General features: G+C 61.7%; 18 protein-coding genes and 1 tRNA gene. 14 read left to right on the forward strand and 5 right to left on the reverse strand.

The window, feature by feature from the left end; translation table 11 throughout:
* Window positions 1-60 precede the first annotated feature (60 nt).
* Complete coding sequence (locus tag CGZ66_RS33870; RefSeq protein ID WP_095091004.1) at window positions 61-2,283, reverse strand: OmpA family protein; 2,223 nt, start codon at window positions 2,281-2,283, stop codon at window positions 61-63.
* A gap of 196 nt (window positions 2,284-2,479) precedes the next feature.
* Here CGZ66_RS33870 and CGZ66_RS33875 point away from each other — a divergent pair, with 196 nt between their 5' ends.
* Entirely contained in the window at window positions 2,480-2,926 is a 447-nt protein-coding gene (locus CGZ66_RS33875) for a YcgN family cysteine cluster protein (protein ID WP_095091722.1), read from the forward strand.
* A 304-nt stretch (window positions 2,927-3,230) separates the two neighbouring features.
* Window positions 3,231-3,650 carry a hypothetical protein gene (locus CGZ66_RS33880; protein WP_095091005.1) on the forward strand — a complete coding sequence of 140 codons (420 nt, stop codon included), beginning with the start codon at window positions 3,231-3,233 and terminating at the stop codon, window positions 3,648-3,650.
* Between the two features lie 253 nt (window positions 3,651-3,903).
* On the opposite strand, the gene CGZ66_RS33885 is transcribed toward CGZ66_RS33880, so the two are convergent.
* Window positions 3,904-4,614, reverse strand: coding sequence for an SIMPL domain-containing protein (locus CGZ66_RS33885; RefSeq protein ID WP_095091006.1), 711 nt, complete (start codon window positions 4,612-4,614; stop codon window positions 3,904-3,906).
* A 135-nt stretch (window positions 4,615-4,749) separates the two neighbouring features.
* On the opposite strand from CGZ66_RS33885, the gene CGZ66_RS33890 reads away from it, so the two are divergent.
* The 4 genes from CGZ66_RS33890 (at window position 4,750) to CGZ66_RS33900 (ending at window position 8,959) form a co-directional block, all read left to right on the forward strand.
* Window positions 4,750-4,825: transfer RNA gene (locus CGZ66_RS33890), tRNA-Ile, on the forward strand.
* Between the two features lie 81 nt (window positions 4,826-4,906).
* Complete coding sequence (locus tag CGZ66_RS40165; RefSeq protein ID WP_167392354.1) at window positions 4,907-6,577, forward strand: site-specific integrase; 1,671 nt, start codon at window positions 4,907-4,909, stop codon at window positions 6,575-6,577.
* A gap of 318 nt (window positions 6,578-6,895) precedes the next feature.
* Entirely contained in the window at window positions 6,896-7,405 is a 510-nt protein-coding gene (locus tag CGZ66_RS33895; RefSeq protein ID WP_095091007.1) for a hypothetical protein, read from the forward strand.
* 627 nt (window positions 7,406-8,032) lie between these two features.
* A complete protein-coding gene (locus CGZ66_RS33900) occupies window positions 8,033-8,959 on the forward strand; it encodes a DUF3102 domain-containing protein (RefSeq protein ID WP_095091008.1) in 927 nt (308 codons plus the stop codon).
* 14 nt (window positions 8,960-8,973) lie between these two features.
* Here the strand turns inward: CGZ66_RS33900 and CGZ66_RS33905 are convergent, their stop codons facing one another.
* Window positions 8,974-9,666 carry a helix-turn-helix domain-containing protein gene (locus tag CGZ66_RS33905; protein WP_167392355.1) on the reverse strand — a complete coding sequence of 231 codons (693 nt, stop codon included), beginning with the start codon at window positions 9,664-9,666 and terminating at the stop codon, window positions 8,974-8,976.
* 389 nt (window positions 9,667-10,055) lie between these two features.
* On the opposite strand from CGZ66_RS33905, the gene CGZ66_RS33910 reads away from it, so the two are divergent.
* Window positions 10,056-10,484 carry a hypothetical protein gene (locus tag CGZ66_RS33910; protein WP_143748930.1) on the forward strand — a complete coding sequence of 143 codons (429 nt, stop codon included), beginning with the start codon at window positions 10,056-10,058 and terminating at the stop codon, window positions 10,482-10,484.
* 184 nt (window positions 10,485-10,668) lie between these two features.
* Here the strand turns inward: CGZ66_RS33910 and CGZ66_RS33915 are convergent, their stop codons facing one another.
* On the reverse strand, window positions 10,669-11,130 hold the full coding sequence (locus CGZ66_RS33915) for a hypothetical protein (protein WP_095091011.1): 462 nt from the start codon (window positions 11,128-11,130) through the stop codon (window positions 10,669-10,671).
* 96 nt (window positions 11,131-11,226) lie between these two features.
* Window positions 11,227-11,958, reverse strand: coding sequence for a topoisomerase DNA-binding C4 zinc finger domain-containing protein (locus CGZ66_RS41190; RefSeq protein WP_095091723.1), 732 nt, complete (start codon window positions 11,956-11,958; stop codon window positions 11,227-11,229).
* 229 nt (window positions 11,959-12,187) lie between these two features.
* Between CGZ66_RS41190 and CGZ66_RS39590 the strand changes: the two genes are divergently transcribed.
* The 7 genes from CGZ66_RS39590 (at window position 12,188) to CGZ66_RS33955 (ending at window position 17,106) form a co-directional block, all read left to right on the forward strand.
* The gene (locus CGZ66_RS39590; protein WP_143748931.1) at window positions 12,188-12,481 is read left to right on the forward strand and encodes a hypothetical protein; all 294 of its coding nucleotides are present in this window, start codon (window positions 12,188-12,190) and stop codon (window positions 12,479-12,481) included.
* A 928-nt stretch (window positions 12,482-13,409) separates the two neighbouring features.
* Window positions 13,410-14,534 carry a hypothetical protein gene (locus tag CGZ66_RS33930; protein ID WP_143748932.1) on the forward strand — a complete coding sequence of 375 codons (1,125 nt, stop codon included), beginning with the start codon at window positions 13,410-13,412 and terminating at the stop codon, window positions 14,532-14,534.
* A gap of 669 nt (window positions 14,535-15,203) precedes the next feature.
* On the forward strand, window positions 15,204-15,752 hold the full coding sequence (locus CGZ66_RS33935; RefSeq protein ID WP_143748933.1) for a hypothetical protein: 549 nt from the start codon (window positions 15,204-15,206) through the stop codon (window positions 15,750-15,752).
* 94 nt (window positions 15,753-15,846) lie between these two features.
* Window positions 15,847-16,161, forward strand: coding sequence for a hypothetical protein (locus tag CGZ66_RS33940; RefSeq protein WP_095091015.1), 315 nt, complete (start codon window positions 15,847-15,849; stop codon window positions 16,159-16,161).
* Window positions 16,158-16,514 carry a hypothetical protein gene (locus CGZ66_RS33945; protein ID WP_095091016.1) on the forward strand — a complete coding sequence of 119 codons (357 nt, stop codon included), beginning with the start codon at window positions 16,158-16,160 and terminating at the stop codon, window positions 16,512-16,514. The genes CGZ66_RS33940 and CGZ66_RS33945 overlap by 4 nt, the downstream gene beginning before the upstream one ends.
* Before the next feature lie 131 nt (window positions 16,515-16,645).
* Window positions 16,646-16,903, forward strand: a complete 258-nt coding sequence (locus tag CGZ66_RS33950) for a hypothetical protein (RefSeq protein WP_095091017.1) — start codon at window positions 16,646-16,648, stop codon at window positions 16,901-16,903.
* Window positions 16,900-17,106 carry a hypothetical protein gene (locus CGZ66_RS33955; RefSeq protein WP_095091018.1) on the forward strand — a complete coding sequence of 69 codons (207 nt, stop codon included), beginning with the start codon at window positions 16,900-16,902 and terminating at the stop codon, window positions 17,104-17,106. Before CGZ66_RS33950 ends, CGZ66_RS33955 begins: the two co-directional genes overlap by 4 nt.
* The last annotated feature ends 205 nt before the right edge of the window (window positions 17,107-17,311 follow it).

Here is a 17,311-nt window from a genome sequence, read left to right on the forward strand (position 1 = left end):
CGGGGATGGCTGCTTCTCGTACAGAGTCCGCAAACCAGGTCATGATTTTGAAATCATGACCTAATTGTTGCTGGCGACGGGCGCCACCAGCGAGGTGATGCGGCGAATGGCGACGCGTCGGTTCTCGCGGTTGGGCGCGGCCGTGTTGACCTTCAGATACTCCTCGCCATAGCCCTGCGTCGTCAGGTTCTCCGGCGGAATGCCGAAGGCATTGGTGAGGGCCTCCGCCACCGCTTCGGCGCGACGATCGGACAAAGCGAGGTTGGCCTCCGGCGTGCCGACGGCATCTGTGTGGCCTTCGATCAGGAAGGTCTCGGCCGGGTTCTTCTTCAGCAGCTTGTCCATCGCGCTGGCGACACCCTCGAGCTTCTGCACCTCGGTGTCGGAGATCGAGGCCGAACCGAATTCGAAGTTCAGCGTGTCGAGGTCAACACGGCGTGCAATGTCGCGCACGCGGGCCGAACGCTTGACCTCGTCGATCGAATAGAGGCGCTGGACCTTCTCCACCGGCGGCTGTTCGAGGAAGGTGTAGTAGTCGTCAGGGCTCTCGACGTCCTCGGAATCGAGGATGTACTGCCGGCGCGGGATGGTCAGTCGAATCGGCGGGAGGTCGTCGCCGGGATCGCGCCAATCGCCCTCATCCTGATAGTCCTGCTCATCGACGTAGCTCAGCACGTATTCGCGCCCGTCGGGGGTGATGCGCGAACGCTGGATGACATCGCCGTAGCGGTTGCGGATGGTGACGATCTGGACGCCATTGCCGCGCTCGACCGTCTCGCGTGTGCGGCCTTGCGGCAGATCCTCGTAGTAGACGTCCTTGGCGCCACGGTTCATGCGCGGACCGTCATTGCTCTGGACGATCGTCTGGTTGTTGAGCTGGATGATGACGCGGTCGCCGATTTCCTTGAGCACGTCGACGCCCTTGGGACGGCGGCGGTCGCGGATATTCTCGTCGGGTGCACGATCGACACGCTTGCCTTTTTCCTCCGTCACCGGGACCAATTTTTCGGGCTTGATCTCCTGCTGGGCGGCCTTGTCGTCGGTGGGCGGCGGACCCTGATCGACAGGCGCGACCACGGGCTTGCGGCCCTGATCGCCACCTTGCTGGGCGTTCTGCCCACCATTCTGCTGCTCGCCATTCTGCTGGCCGTTCTGGTTGGCGGGCTTCCTGCGGCCCTGATCCTTGCCGCCCTTGCGCTCGGCATCCTTCTGGCTGTCCAGTATGGGAGCGGCGTTCGGATCGGCAGGTGCCTCGCCCTGGACAGGCGCCGCCTTGCCGCCATTGGCCGGTTGCTCGGCTATGGCAGGCTTTTCGCCGTTGGCCGGTTGTTCGCCCGTGGCAGGCTGCTCGCCGGTGACAGGCTGCTCGCCAACCGGTTTCTTACCGTGCTTCTTGGTCTTGTCCTGCGGCTGCTCGCCCTGGGCCGCTGGCTGTTCGCCGGCGGGAGCCGGTTCGACCTTGGGCTTCGCCACTTCGGCCGGAGCTTGGTTCTCGGTCGGTGCCGGGGCGGCTTCCGGCACGACGGCCGGTTTGGCCGTTTCGACAGGCTTCTTCTGCTTCTCAGGCTTCTGCGCGGGCTCGACGGCCGGCGCTATCGTGGTCGGCTCGGCCTGCTGATCCTGCTTGTGCCTCTTGCGCGGCTTGGCTTGCTCGCCCTGCTGGTTGTCGTTGGCCGGTTCGGCCTGGCCGGCAGGAGCCGCTTCGGCTGGCGCCTGCTCAGTCTGCTGCTGCTCGCGCTTTTTCTTGCGCGGCTGCTGCGCTTCGGCGGCTGGAGCGGCCTGCTCTGCGGGTGCCGCTTCGGCCGGCGCCTGCTCGGTCTGCTGCTGCTGTTCGCGCTTCTTCTTGCGCGGCTGCTGCGCTTCGGCGGCTGGAGCGGCTTGCTCGGCCGGCGCCTGCTCAGTCTGCTGCTGCTGCTGATCGCGATTCTTCCTCCGAGGTTGCTGCTCCTCGACAGCCGGAGCGGCCTGCTCGGCAGGGGCGGACTCCGTCTGCTGTTGCTTCTCGCGCTTCTTGCGCGGCTGCTCCTGCTCGCTCTGGGCGGCGGGCGCCGCCTGTTGCTCTGGCTCGGCCTTCTTCCGCTCCCTTTGTTTCGGCTGCTTCTGCGCACAGGCTTCGGCCGATTCGCCCTCGGCGCACGCTGCCTGCGCCAAAATGAACGCGGCTGACGTGTGCTGGGCGGGGCCGAAGGCGGCACTTCCCTGAAGCGGGAACGCGCCCAACGGCGCGGATGCCATCAGCAGGCCAAGTGCGGTGCCTGCCAGAATCCGTGGTTGGCGTTTCATCGAAAACTCTCCTTATGGGGTCCCATCCTTGCCGAAACCGATCGTGCGCCGATTGGTTCCAGTTTGGCCGCGATAGACGCCGTACGGGGCGATTGGCCGGCCTTTTGAAGGCAACTTCGTGTCATCACCTGGCGATCGCCGCATTCCGGCCGTTGCCGCGCTTGACCTTGCCGGCGGCTGGGGCCACATGCCGGGAATGGAAACGCCATTCTGGAAAACCAAGGCGCTGGAGGCGATGAGCCCGGCTGAGTGGGAGTCGCTGTGCGACGGTTGCGGCAAATGCTGCCTGTCAAAGCTCGAGGACGAGGACACCGGCGAGATCTATTGGACCAGTGTCGGGTGCCGGCTGTTCGACGCGCAGAGCTGCCGCTGTTCGGACTACGCCAACCGGCTGGCGCGCGTTCCCGACTGCGTGGGGCTGACGCCGCAGAACGTTCGCACCATCAGCTGGCTGCCCAGCACCTGCGCCTACAGGCTGGTGGCCGAGGGCCATGACCTCTACTGGTGGCACCGGCTGGTGTCGGGCAGCGCCGAGACCGTGCATGAGGCCGGCATGTCGATGCGGGGGCGGGTCAAGGCAAGCGAGACCGATCTCGCCGAGCCGGAAGACTATTTTGATTACCTGCTAGACGACGAGCCGTAGGGCTCGCGCCGGGACGACGAGCCGTAAGGCTCGCTCGCATTGGAGACGACGAGCCGTAGGGCTCCGCGTTGGAACGAACAAGCTGGTCTTCAGCCAATCAGCTGGATTGGGATCCGGCTACTGAGTGAGGCGTTTTGGGGCATTCACCCCTGCCGTGGACGATGTTAGATGGCCGGCGAAATCCTTTTCCGCCACATGAACCGGAGATGAACGGCCGGTTCGCAATGAGTTCAGACAGCCAAGTGCATTCTCCCCCCATCGGTTCACGAGGACGGGCGAAAGCCCGCAACAAGGAGAGAAGACAATGTTCAACACGATCAAGACGGCAGCCCTTTCGGCTCTGGTCGGTCTCGGCACGCTGGCCGCCATCCCGGCCCATGCCGACAGCCTCTATCTCGGCTTCGGCAACAACAACGACACGCGCTTCGGCGTCTATGCCGGCGACGACGGCTATCGCCACCGCCGTGATGAACGTCGCGGCTGGGGTGATGAACGCCGCGGCTGGGGTGATGAACGCCGCGGCTGGGGTGATGAACGCCGTGGCGAATGGCGCCGTGGCTGTTCGCCGGACCGCGCGCTCGACAAGGCCGAACGCATGGGTCTCCACCGCGTCCGCATCCTCGACGTCAACCGTCGGACTGTGAAGGTGATGGGCCGACAGTACGGCGACCGCGTCGTCGTCGTGTTCGCCAACGACCGCGGCTGCCCGGTCATATATCGCTGAGGCCGGGTCCGGCTTGAATACAAGGGCATGATCTCCTTCAAAGATCAGCCTGGCGGCATGACCCTCTTCGAGGGTTAGCCGGGCAGCATGATCTTCTGCGAAGATCATGCTGGGAGTAGCCGAGCCCCTTTCCTGCTGGAAGGGCGTGGCTCGAAAAAACCCCGCGGGAGCAATCCCGCGGGGTTTTTCATGCAACGTGTTGGCCATGGCTGGATCCATGGCCGAGCAAGCCCAGCCATGGATCGTCAGGCGCCTACTTCAGTTCGAAGGTGACGGTGACCTGGACGTTGTAGGAATTCTCGCCGGCCTGCACCGGAGCCGCGCCCGCCGCGGCATCGAAGGCCTTGGCGTTGATCGGCATTGGTGTCGGCGCGATGTTCTGGTCGGTGATTTCGAGCACCCGGCCGAGGCTGACGCCGGCGGCCTCGGCGAGCGTCTTGGCCTTGGCCACGGCGTTGGCCACCGCCTTCTTGCGGGCCTCCGTGACGGTCGCTGCCGGGTTGTCGTTGGTGAAGGCAATGCCGCCACCCTGGTTGACGCCAAGCGACACCGCCTTGTCCAGAATCTCGCCCGTCTTGTCGACATCGCGCACCCGCACCGACAGCGTGTTGGTTACCTGATAGGCGACGAGTTCGGCTTCCTGGCTGCCATCCGGCTTGTTGGTGTAGTTGTAGCGCGGGTTGATCTGGATGCCGGCGGTCTGCAGGTCGCGGTCCTTGATGCCGGCCGACTTCATGGCGGCGATCACGGCGGCCATGGCGTCGTTGTTGGCGTCGAGTGCCGCGCGTGCGGTCTTGGCTTCGCGCATGACGCTGAGCGTCAGGATCGCCAGATCGGGGGCTACGGTTGCTTCGCCTTCGCCCGACACAATGATGCGGGGCGGCGTCGCCAAATCGGTGGCTCCAGCCATCGCCGGAAAAGCGATTGCAGCGGCGAGCGCGAGAGGCAAAAGGCGTCTGGTCATGAAAATCTCCTTGGTCCGCGATCAAAGTCGCAGAGGTCGCGTAGAGCGCGATTATGGGTTGATTTGGGCGATCCGTGGAAGCCCGACGGGAAAGCCTTGTGCGGCGATGCGAAAAACATTAATCCAGCCCGCGTGGGGCCTGTAGCTCAATGGTTAGAGCCGGCGGCTCATAACCGCTTGGTTGGGGGTTCGAGTCCCTCCGGGCCCACCATCGCTTAAGTCTTTGATTTTATTGTGTAATTATCGCTCCTTATCCAGAAACGTACACCTAAACGTACACCTGGAGCGGGCGATGTATTTATGGCGCAAGGACTCAGGTTTCTTCTTCCAGATGCGAATCCCTGCCGGGCAAGTCGTAAACCTTGGTGCAACGCCTTTGCGCATATGGCTTGGAGCACTGAAAAGGCGTGAGGCGCAGCGTCGGGCGACGGCGCTCGCCGTGATGGCGTTCGAAGGATTGAATGCAGGCATGGACAGGGAGACGCTGACACGCAGCCTGAAGGCCTTGGCAGTGGAGCTTGAAGGGCTCCGGCGCGACGAGTTTTCGGCAGGGCTAGGAGTCCTTGGGGCGCGCAGCGGCGCGGAGGAAGAGGCTGCTCATGGCCCGAGTGCAGACCCCGAGTTTGTCGGCCATTTCCGACGAGCAGAAGCAAGGGCCGAGGGCCGGAGGGATTCCCTGGTCTCAATTCGTCGGCGCCTTGACGTGGTTGGACAGGCTCTTGAAACCGATGCCGCAGCCCTCACGGCAGAGCGCGCGGCCTACCAGCATGCGCTTGCGACCGTGGCGACGATCGGTAGGTCTGTCGTGCCGGCGGAGTCTGTCCCGGTTTCGTCTTCTGTCCCTCTCGTTGCCGCCGACGAGCACCGGGACGAGCGGGAGATAACCGCCGACACCCTCTTGAGCGTGGCCGGGAAAGTCGTCCTCGACCTCCGAAAAGATGCCAAGGCAGGCGGCGGGAAGGGCGACGGCGACCGCTATCAGGAACGATTGGAAAACGGCCTCGCGGCGTTCACCGATGTCATCGGCGACAAGCCTCTTCGGTACTACCTGCCCTTGCATGTTCAGGAGTTCGCCACAGTCATGGCGAAGTGCCCGAAGAACCGGACGAAGTACGCGCAGTTCAGTGGCATTTCGATCCGGGAAATGACGGAGGTGAATGCCAAGCACAAAAAGCGGATTCCGACGCTTTCAACCTCCGCCGTCGGCAGCCTCGTTTCCGAGGTGACGAACCTCTGGTCGAAGGTGACGGCGGGCGTTGCCGATGTAAAGGACTTGAAGTCCTACAAGATCACCATGCCCACCAATGCCCGCAAGGCGATCACCAGAGAGGGGCTGCCAGTCTCCTCCCTGAATGTCTGGATGACGGCTGCCGCATCGCTGTACCCGCGCGACGACTTCAAGAAATTCATGCCCTTGGTTGCTCTGCTGACTGGGATGCGCCAAGGCGAGCTTGTCTGGGTCCAGCCCAAGGACATCGTTGAAATCGATGGCTACACGGTCATCGACCTCCGCCTGCCGCTGGTCATCGACCGGAAGGAGGTCGACCGCGCCCTGAAAACCGAAACCTCCCCGCGCATCGTCGCGCTGCACCCCTTTTTGCGAGAGGCCGGATTCCTCGACTTCGCAAGGGGCCGGAGAGGGTGGGTTTTCGGCGAATACCATCGTCGGGCCAAAGACCCGTCGCATTCTGCTCAAAAGCAGATGGGAAACTGGATGCGGGCGCTCGGAATCCACGTAGAGCACAGGCACGTCTTCCATTCGCTCCGGCACAATGCCAAGCACTGGCTGCGCGGGATCGGCGGCGACACGGGCAAGCTGATCGCCGACCGTCAATGCGGCCACGCTCCAGGCAACGTCGGCGATGGCTACGGATTTCCAGTCCTTCAAAGCGACGAGATCGAGAAGATTGAAGCCTTGCCGCTACCGAAAGGTGTCGATTTCGGCAGCTTCCTCAAGGCCTGACTTCGCCTCGTATCTACCGAGGCGAGGAGGGGAAGGGGGCCGTATGGCTGCACCAGGACGGCAACGGGTTCAACATCTCCCTAACCGCCCTGCCGCTCACCGGACACCTTGTGATCCGCAACCGCAAGGAATCGGGGGAATGATCCCCCGATTCACCTTTCATGCACGTTGGCTCAATTTGAGTTTGACACCTTTAGGTGTCACTGGTGGCCCCGCGATCGGACGGCAGGCTGCATCGTTAGGCGGGAAGCGGACGGGCGGTCTTCTCGGAATTGGCGATTGCGGCTATGTTCACCGAATAACGGGTGGGTCTATGCCATGCTGCCGATCTTTCGCAGGAAGTCCCCGGATACCGAAGTCGCAAAAGAATACCTGGAGGAAGGCGCACGCCTTGCCGACGAGGCATTTGGACGACAGTTTTCGACCTTCATAAAATACACAATGACCAACGAAGTCCTTGGGAAATTCGTTGATGACCAGGGCGACGGATTGCGGGACACCTTTCAATGGTTCGAACTGCAATTCCTGTGGGGCTTTTTTCACGAATACGTTCAGACAGAGAAATTTGCGACTAATGGCTTCAGCAGAATTCTTGTCCACATCATACACCGCCTAATCCATAAACACGGCCTGAGCCTTGCCCACGCCCGCGACGCCGCGCTGGAGCTTGAAGACTTGTACAACAAGGCGGACAGCAATTTTGAGGCCATCTCGGAGCTTGGAAAGAAGGCCTTTCACGATCCCTTACTCGACGACGCGATGGTCTCCATAGTCATGGCATTGGCGATGACCTTGGACATGGAAAGAACCGCCGCCAAGGGCTGCTGATTTCCGGCGACCTGATACCCACGGCGACCCGAAACCACGCACGAATGACCCCTTTACGTGCGACAGATTCTTGCGCCAAGGCCTGAATCGGCCAGAATCCCGCCCTGCTGGCAATGCCCGCTTTTCTTCCAAAATGACCGCTCGTCGGGGTCCGTCGGTCCCGCGTTCCGGCTTTGCCGTCGCATACTAACGCTCCTACGGCGCACCTGGTGACCGAGCTCACGGCCGCGAATTTGCTCTGCCTCCCGGCTGGCTCCCGATCCCGTTCCGGACATCCGGAAGGCTCCGTTTTATACGCTGCTCTCTTGCGTAGATGAGCTGGAAAAGAAAAACCCGCCACAGTGGGCGGGCCTTCCTCTTTTGCGGTCATCGCATCCCTGCTGTACCGCACTCCGATGCTGATGTGCTGGCCCGCATCGGTCAAGCGACATCGGACGGCCCTTCCTCTTTTTTCGTATCCCGGGGGAGACAAGCCCCGAAGGGGCGCGTCGGGGCAGCGCCCCATGAGCCTTATTGCCCATCTCGTCCGCCACCCTGGATGCGCCGCGAGCGGGAAATCCCCAATCATTGGGGGTTTGACCATTCCGTAACCCCTTCCGGATACGCCTGCCGGAAGGAGGGCAGGGCATGGCGAAATCTGCGCAGCGTCTGGCGACAATGGACCGAGGGGCGGCCGTGGTGGGGTTCGACTACGATTCCGTTGTTCCGGAGCGCCGGAGGGCGTTGCAGGATGATGCTCGTGAAATCCGGAAACGCCTGATCGACGCTGCCGCCGCCCTCATGGACATCGGCGAACGGCTGCACCGCGCGCGGGAAATCCTTCCTCATGGCGCATGGTTGCCGTGGCTGGTGGCCGAGACTGGTATGTCCGAGCAGTGGGCACGCGACTGCGTGAATCTTTATCTCCGTTTCGGCGATCGCCCCGCGATCCTTGAGGAACTGAACCTCGCGCTGTCGCCGACCGCCATCGTCCGACTTGCGACCGCTCCAGTGGCGGCCTGCGAGGATGTCCTGGACCGGGCGCGGGAAGGCGAGAGGCTGCGCGTCACCGACGTCGAGGAAGTCATCAAGCAGCACCGGAACCGCGAGCGTGCGGCCAAGGGCAAAGAGCCTGTCGCCCGAGCATATGCCGACGACGGAATGCCTGTCGGCGCCGACGCGCTGCACATCCTCGCCGACCGTGCCCGAGACGGGTTAATCCCGAAGGTGATCGCCCGCGCCCAGTCAGTTCTTGGCGTCCTTGAGGACGCCGAGCAGAAACTGGCCGACGGCAAGCGCGTCACGCAGGAAGGCCTGAAGGCATTACGTCCGGACGCGCAATGGCTTACCGACGCGCTGGAACAACTGACCCAGCGGCGAGTCGCAGGGCAGGCTAAGATTGCCCATGGCACGTTCCTCGACCGTGAGCCGCTGGACGACGGTGCATGGACTGACGCGGCCACTTTCCTGCGAGACATCTCATCCTCGGACGCCATCACGGCAGCGCTGAGCGGGCGCGTTCCGGCATTCGTGGAACAGGGAACGAAGGCTCTCCGGAAAGCGCTCCTGCGGTGAGCCGCCGGATCGACTCACGATAGACGGCGAGGGACCATCATCTCAGTCAGGACTTTCTCGACTGGCACGACCGTCAGGTACCCAACCGTCATGGGAACAGGCGTTTTGTCCACCCAGGTTGCGCTCACCATCTTCGTCGCCCTGAATGCGCTGTAGCATGCGGCGCCCAGCGCCTCCAATTGCTCCAGTAGTTCGCCGAGCGAACGCTGATAGCCGAGCTTTTCGGAGAAGGAGCCGTCATCTCCCAGGTCGCCCAGGTCGCGCAGGAAATCGAAGGTGCTCGCCGCGACCTCCTTGGCCTCATCTGTGATCGCGTCGTCGGCATGGAAGAGGTACGCGTTAGCCTCATAGGCGACACGAGCCAATCCTTCACCGCTCGTAACGCGTGAGACGTTCACCCGCGTATGGTCAGGAAACTGCTTCTGGACCTCCTCGTCTTGCACTTTGCGTAGCCCGCCGAAGAGGGCATGCACACCCTTGATGAATTCAACATCTTCGAACACGTTGGGATTGTCATAGCCCAGCCCGCGAGCGAGCGCCCGCCGTGTGGTAACGCTGACGGGGTGTCCGGCCTCGATCCTCTGGATGGTACGCACGTCGAGCCCCGCCGCGGCGGCCAATGCCTCCTGCGACCAGTGCGACGTTTCGCGGATGCATTTCGTCCAGAACGCCAGGAACTTTGGGTCTTTGGTGTCGATCTCAGTCACTATTAGGTACCTCGCTATCGGATCGTGTATAGGCGGACAATACCAATACCTATGTCCGGCGACACGACAGAACCCCGACAGGATGCCGTAAGGCTAGTGGGCAGACTTCCCCGTCCTCCTCTATCAGAAGCTTTCCTACATGACGGGGCGTGGCATTTCCCTCCCAGGCAGGCTACTTTGCCTCGGGGGGATTGCGCATGACGACTTGTAACGTGTGCGGGGAAGAAATCGTAATTCGCTATAGCGGCGGACAGAAGATACCGATCCATGTAAGCGGCCGTTGGTGCTCAGGATATAATTCAGGAACTAACCGGGCGGTCGTAAAGACGTTCCAAACGGCTGTCTCTTACGTCAATCCGAACGCACATTGTCCGGTCTGCGGAGACCGTGTGTTTTATTACCAGAGTCCGTATGGCGGGCGGGTATTCTTCGACGATTTAGGCTGGCCATGGCCGAAACATCCGTGCACCGACAATCCTCGCTCACAATCCGGCTCGGTGAAAACGATCGCTGTGAGCGGTCATACCTCATTTCGGAACAAGGAAGGGCTGCCGCTCGATCTATACGAACTGCTGTCGCTTACAGAGAAGGACAACATCGTCCACATGCAGTTCGGTCGGATCGGCGAGAACCGCAGCTTCCGCGCATCGGTATCCATCGGTGAACTGAGAACCTGGAAGGTGACCGTCGCTGACCTCCGGGCCGCTCCGTCATTCGCTGTCAGGTCCAGTGGAGAGTTCCGAATTCTTGAATTCATTTCCGGCCGTAAGCAGGTGATCGACCGGATCGTGGTCCGGAAGCCGAAGCCTTCGGCCTAGTCGGCTACCTTTGCGAGGGGCTAGTTCCGTATGGTTGGCCTGCCCCGCATTCGTTTCGGAAAGCTGCCGACGCCGCATGCGCTGGACGAGGAAAGCACCGTCGACGGCGGTGCCTAGATCCTTGCCAACAGGGCGGGTTGAGGTGAGCGGATCGGAAGGATAAGCCGTCAGCCGGGTTTCGACGCTACAAATTCGGAACGCCTATTCGAGACGAAATCCCGATATCTCGGGACGGGACAGGATGGTTCCTAATCACCTCGTCCTTGCAGGCGGCATAGTCCGGACCGCCCTCCCTTCCGTACCCGTCGGTCGCGTAACCACGGTCGTAAAGATGGGCGCAGCCCTCGTCGATCTGCTTCTGCTGTCGCTCCATATCCTCCGACCAGAGTGCGAGATTCAATTGCTGCTGTTGCCGCCGTTCCTCAGATACCTTCTGGTCCTGATGCCATCTTTGGTAGTCGAGCACCGCGTTGACGCCGAAGTACCCCGCCGCGCCGACCGTCGGAATCAGGCACACTGAGGCAATGGCGACAACGATGCCGGGGCTTCTCCTAATGAAGCGGGACAGACCAGATTTCGATCCGTCCCAGGTATCCCGGACCCAGCTTGAATAGATTTCTCGTAGCGTCGGTTCTTCAGCATTCATGGCATCAGCCTCGGCGATCGAACCAAAAGAGGAGCCTTCCCTCTATACTTCATTAGCAGCGAGTTGTGAGGTAGGCCATAGCGTTGGGCGGACGGGTCAGTCGGCCGCCGAACAAGAATACCTGCACCGAGGATATTCGGAGCAGCCGAAGAATGCACCGAACCTGCCGCTCTTTCTAACGAGGTGACCGCTACAGCTTTCTGTCGGGCATCGGGGCTTTGGCGCCTTGTTGCGATGTTTCTGTTTCTTGAATTCCCAAGGATGGATGTTGTCCTCGAAGGCCCATATGCCTCGCTTTGCGCGTCTGGCTTCTTCCAGGGCATCCAAATATCGCTGGTCAGGCCCGTATCGCTCCAAGACCCAAGCCCAGCCGTTGACGACCATCTCTAACTCAATGTTTCTGGTCACGCGGAGTGGTGCCCCAAACGTCGTTATGACATGAGGGCATGACGACGGCGTCGTGAACTCGCCGGCCGCGTAGTCCAGCGTCAAATAGGGAACGCAGACGACACGGCCGTAGGTGTCTACCGACCGCCCGGTATTCATCTTCATCAAGATGACAAGATCGACCCACTTGTCGCCGATCAGGGCCGCAAGGAAATCCCTGGCTGCGCGGCCGCCGGGCTGTTCCATTTCCGGAGCATCGATGAATCCAAATCTAGCGGTTATCTCGATCTCAGCTTGATCCTTTGGGTTTCCAGTGACCTCGCAAGCTTTGATCCGAGTTAGAAACCCGTCGCCATCGAACACCTTCAGCACCGGAGCCCTGATTGTGTCCGTTCGCGGATCTTCAGGCACAATAATCACGGGATTTGCTTCATGAGCCATGGTGTCGGCGGCAAACGAAAAACGAGACTATACCGTCCCCGTTCTTCCTTTCGGAAGTGCTAAATTAAGCCAAGATTCTACGTCCGGAGTAGGCCGTTCTCGTCACCGGAGGCCCGAGGCTCCCACAGGGGGGCCCCTCAGGGACTATCCTTGTCGGTCAATACGCAATTCTGACGATGGAACTCCTGAACCAGATCGGCAAGCCTTCCCAAACGAAGGAGCGAGGACCATGACGGCCCTCATCTATCGGCTTGCCGAAGACCATGACGGAGCGTGGACGCTCGTATTCGATCCAGAGGATCTGCATTTGTATGTCGAGTTCGCCGGGCCCGAAATCGCCTCAGATCCAGTGGATTGGATGACTGTTGAGGATTTCCTCGCCAGACGGCCGCAAGGTTCGCTCCACAAGCGGTGCACGAGAATTTCAAGTCGTTTCTGTGCAAGGCGATGGGGTGATAGCGTTTCGGATGCGGAAGGATTTGCGGAAGCGGTTGACCTATTCGCCGCCGGCTATGACCCTTGATGTCAGCGCATGAAAAAACCCCCATCAACGGCTGCCAGGCCTCCGGGGGTTTTCACGAGAACAGGCAAATGATCAGACCTCTCCCCGCCAGTGTCAATAGCCGACAGGTCCGCTCCAGGTGAGCGGGCGGCTGGGTTTCTCCCCAGCCCTCACATCGCCGAAATCTCAGCCTGAGTGTCAACAATTAGATATATCAGCGCGGCCGAAGCTTCCCGGCATCGGCAGCCGCATCCGCGCGCTGCATGCCGCCGTCGGCGATCGCGGTCCCACCTCCGGCGTGAAAGTTGCCGAGCGGTCGACATCGACCAAGGCGGAGGCCCTCGCCGTCGCAGGCGGAGCCTCGACATCTTTCCGGCTGTTCGACCAGGTTCCCGAAGATGCGTTCGTCGACATCCACGGCGGACCCGAGGAGCGTATCCGTTCGGCCGTCTCCGTTGCCTCTGCTGGCTTCGAATCCGACCGCCGTGAGGCGACTCTTACGGCCCGGCGAAGCGGGCCGCTTGGGAGCGGAGGAGCTACGGTTCCACGAAGGGGAATTGTGGCTCCTCAACAGGGTCTGCCACTCTCCCTTTCCTCTCTTCCTTCCGAAATCGAAGAAGTCGAAGAAACCGAGGCCTACCGTGTTTCTCCCGGCCCACGGCGCTGGGATCTCCTCCATAAGATTCAGAGGCTTTGCCGTCCTTCCGATCCGCTGGAAAGAGGCCCTGCCGTCTGCGGCTGTGGGCGTCCCGCCCAGGATGCCGATTCCGTCAACATCCACCTCCGCCCCGGAACGGGCGGCAAGGTCCGCGCTGGCGTGTCCGGAGTCTACCGCTGCGGCTCGCCGTGGCTTTGTCCGACATGCGCCGCGAAAAAGGCTTTCGAGCGAGCCGAGCGTGTCGGCCGCGTCGCCTCAGCGACCTACGAACGAGGCGGTCAGGTTGCTCTTGTGGTCCTCACGGCCTCCCATGACCTTGGGACGACGCTTGAGCGCGGCAAGCGACGGATTCAGACCGCCAGCGGCCTCGCCCGGAAGGGGCGGGCATGGGTCGAAGCCTGCGACCACTTCGGCATCCTCGGTGTCGTCGTCGGGCAAGAGGTTACCTACAGTCGGGAAAACGGCTGGCACTATCATCAGCACCTCAACGTCGTCTGCGACGGTCCCACCGATGAAGAGGCAGGCCGCGCCGGCGGCGATAGGGATGCCCTCGACGAGCTTGTGAAGGCCCGTGCGCAGGAGGCGGGCGAATACGTCGCTGATGCTTACAAACGCCACATCCGCGCCCATGGCGGCAAGGTTTCGGACAAGCACGGCTGCCATGTCCGCGTTGCCCACGATGCCGACGACGCAGCCGACTACACGTCCAAGGGCAGCATGGCTTGGGAAGTCTCCGGAGGTCATAAGACCGAAACCAGGGCGGACGGATCGATGACGCCTTGGGACATTGCCGAGGCCGCTGCGGCGGGCGACAAATTCTTCTATGCCCGGTGGAAGGAATACGAGGAGGCGATGCCGGGAACCCGCTCCTGTGTCGTTTCGCCGAGGCTGGCGAAGGTGCTGGAGATCGAGGCTGCTGCCGATGCCGAGGAAGGCGAGCAGGTCATCCACGAATCCGATGAAATCGTCGGCCAGGTCGATGCCCCTGTCTGGTCGCGCTGGATGCGTCACGGCCTCGCCGGGACGTTCCTCGGCCGCGTCGAGGAACGGGGAGAGATCGGGTTTGGCGATGCGGTCGATGAGACGCAGGGCGATGCCGACCGCATAGAGAAAGCCCATGCCGCTCGCGACAAGGAAAAGGAGCGCCAGCGGCAAGCGGGCATCACAGACCGTCAGGCCGGGCAGCTCAAGCGCCTCGCGATAGAGGCCGCCGGCCGCTTGCAGGAAGGCGGCGGGCTTGGGAGCCGTGCCCGCCTTCGTCTTGTAATCGACGGCATCGCTGCCGAGAACCCGGCCCTGCCGCGCCTGGACGAAGGATCAGTCATCGCCGCGACTACGTCGGCAGCCAGTGCCGACCGGGAGAACGCGAGACTCATGCAGAAAATCGCCGACATGCTTGGCGGCACTATCATTTGACTCCAATTTCTTCTGCTCCGCGTCGGGCCATCCATCTCCTGCCGCAGCGCCCTTTTATGACCGGAGCAGAAGCCGCCCGTGAGGTCGGCGCTGCGCGCCTCAAAGGGAAATTTCCCCGCTTTTCCTAAGTGAAAAGCTCCTCGCGGCCGGGGCTGAAGCCCCTCCAAATTTTCCTTTGCCCTCCCGTCCGCCTTCCGCTTTTTCCCGGTCTAGGGCGCAGCGGCATACGATGGATGGCATCAAATCGGGGGCTCGTTTTCCCCATGCCTGACGGCAAAGGGGAAACAAGAAGGCAGGAAAGAGGGGCGAACGGCACCGCTGGATGGGCAGCGGCCTTCGGCCTTCGTCGTCGTGACCGGCTGCCGCCCTTTCCGCCTTCGCCTGGGTTGCCGCCCGCGTTCGGTTGCCTACCGGACACGCTGCAACTTTTTTTGCATGCGCCGGGAACCAACTCGATTCTGGATACATAGTGTCTTGCAGAATGGAAAACATAGATTGTTGACAACGCGGAGAGTTAATTGGCGTGAACCAGTTCAATAAGACAGTTCCGCTGTCGCATTGAATTGTTGACATTACTTTACCTCGGAATCTTTTTCTCCGCTTTATGAAAATACGCAGATCTATTTCGCAGTTTATCCTTGCGCTAAGCACAGGATGAACGCAACATATGTGTATGAGCAGCGCGAAATTGGTCGGCTGCTTCCGGAACAGGAGATGGACGTTATGGCCACATTGATCGGGAAGAACGGCCTGAAAGCCGAGCAGCGGAAGGAAATCGGGGAAGCGCTTGCCGCCGTGAACGGCCGGGCGAGCCGCTGGACGGCATCCGTGGCCGAGGTGGTCGGCTGGCTTGAAACGGCTGAAGGCCAGCTTCAGGACGCAGGCCTGCCCGCAACCTACCGTGTCGGTGCGACGGCCGATTGCTTCACAAGTGCGCCGTCCGCCAAGTCCTACGGCTATGCGGTGACCGGGAACCGCGTACTGCTACGCCGTTTCGGAAAAGAGTGGCGCGTCGTCGGCATCGAAACAATCGGCCTTTATCCCCGCGACAGCCGCGCGGACAAGGTGAAGGTGAGCCTGTCGGACGACCAGATCGAGAGGATCAAGGCAGCCGCTGCGGCACCGTTCGCCCTCCAGCCGAAGCCCGAGTCCAACCCGTTCGACGGTCCAGATGTCGATTGCTACGACGCGGAAGGTCGCTTCCGGGAAGCCGCCTGACCACGGAAACCGGGGCACCAGCCCCGGCCTTCCCCCGAGCCGTCGCAGGACGGTTCCGGAGAAGGCCGAAAGCCTGAAAACGAGGAGAACGAAGATGCAGAAATTTTGGGAATCGTCGCCGGAATGGCAGCGCCAGGAGGAGTTTTTTGCTGCGCTGAAGGCGGCCGAAGAGGCGCAGGGCGAGGCAGGCCGGGGCATCCTGTCATGCGTTCGGCTGGGCATTCTGGACGGCCCAGTCTGGGAGAGCGACCGCGCCGCATACCTTCTCGCACACGAGACCTTCGAAGATGCCTTCATGGCCTGGAGCGCGGCCCGCACGGCCTTCTGGACCTCCACCGCAGGCCAAGCCGAGGCTCGTTTCCTTGCTGACCCGATCGCCTTCAGGGCATCGGAAAGTGAGGCAGCATGAGCGAGATCGACAGGGATATCGAGGATGCAGCAGCGTCTGTGGGCGTCACGATCGAAAGCGCCAGCGAAATGCATGTTTCGATCACGCCTGACCACGGCTTCGGCTTCTACGTAACCAGGCACGGGTGGCTGTACACGCGCCAAGGTCCGGACGGTCTATTCGAGGCACCGACGAGCACGGCACACCGCAAACGGACAGGGCAGGCGATAGCGGTGAGTGATTCTCTTGAGGATCTCCCCAACTCCGGCGTGGAAGTATTTCCAACAGCCGCCGACGCGATCCGGACGACGCTCAAAAACTACTTGGTCGAAGCGGCCCCCGTACGAAAACTTAGCGATTTTGAAGGCGACTGAAAATGAACGCGGAGGCTACACCATCAAGAAAAAGGGGCGGACGCCCGCCCTTCGGCGGTAGCCGCGAGGCCGCAGCCGCTGACCGCGAGCGTCGGCGTGACGAGTACGCTGACCTCCGGAGCCGCTTGGCGATGTCGCGGGCAGCGCTGGCAAGACTTCTCGGCCTGTCGGTCGGGACCGTCGGGCTCTACCCTGCGCGGTCGAGCCCGACGGCACCCACCGACGCGACCCTTGCGAAGATGCGCGCGGAGCTTGTCCGTCGTGCCCGCGTGACGATCGAGGAAGCCGAAATGCGGGCGGAGATCGAACGCGATTTGGCTGTGCATGAAGCCCGCTGGCATGTCGAAAAATATGCCAGCGAGGCCGAAAATCTGGAGGACGTAGCATGATGTCGGCGACCCCTGAAACCACCGACATCAATCTCGTGGCCTTCGAGTTCCACACCCGGATTCGAATGGTAGAAGCCGCCGCGGATCTCGCCATCGAAAGCGGGGAAGGCGTCCGCCAGAGCTACGACGTCGCCTTCGCGTGGTGGTGGGTCTTCGCCAATGCCCTGGAACGTGACCGGCGGTCATCAGCAGCGAGGCCATGATGCCAGGGCGTAGCATTCACAGATCCGAAATCGGCATGGCGGACTCATTCTCCGCTGTGCCGGAGGCCTTCGAAAATCGGGTGGAACGCGGGGGTGTAACCCGATTTTCAAAGACCTCAGACACGTCAAAAAGGAGAACGACATGTTGAAATTTTACCTGAAGGCCACGGCGCAAACCGCCATGGAACTCGCCATCGCCGTCGTG

Source organism: Mesorhizobium sophorae, assembly GCF_002270415.1.
Taxonomy (GTDB): domain Bacteria; phylum Pseudomonadota; class Alphaproteobacteria; order Rhizobiales; family Rhizobiaceae; genus Mesorhizobium; species Mesorhizobium sophorae.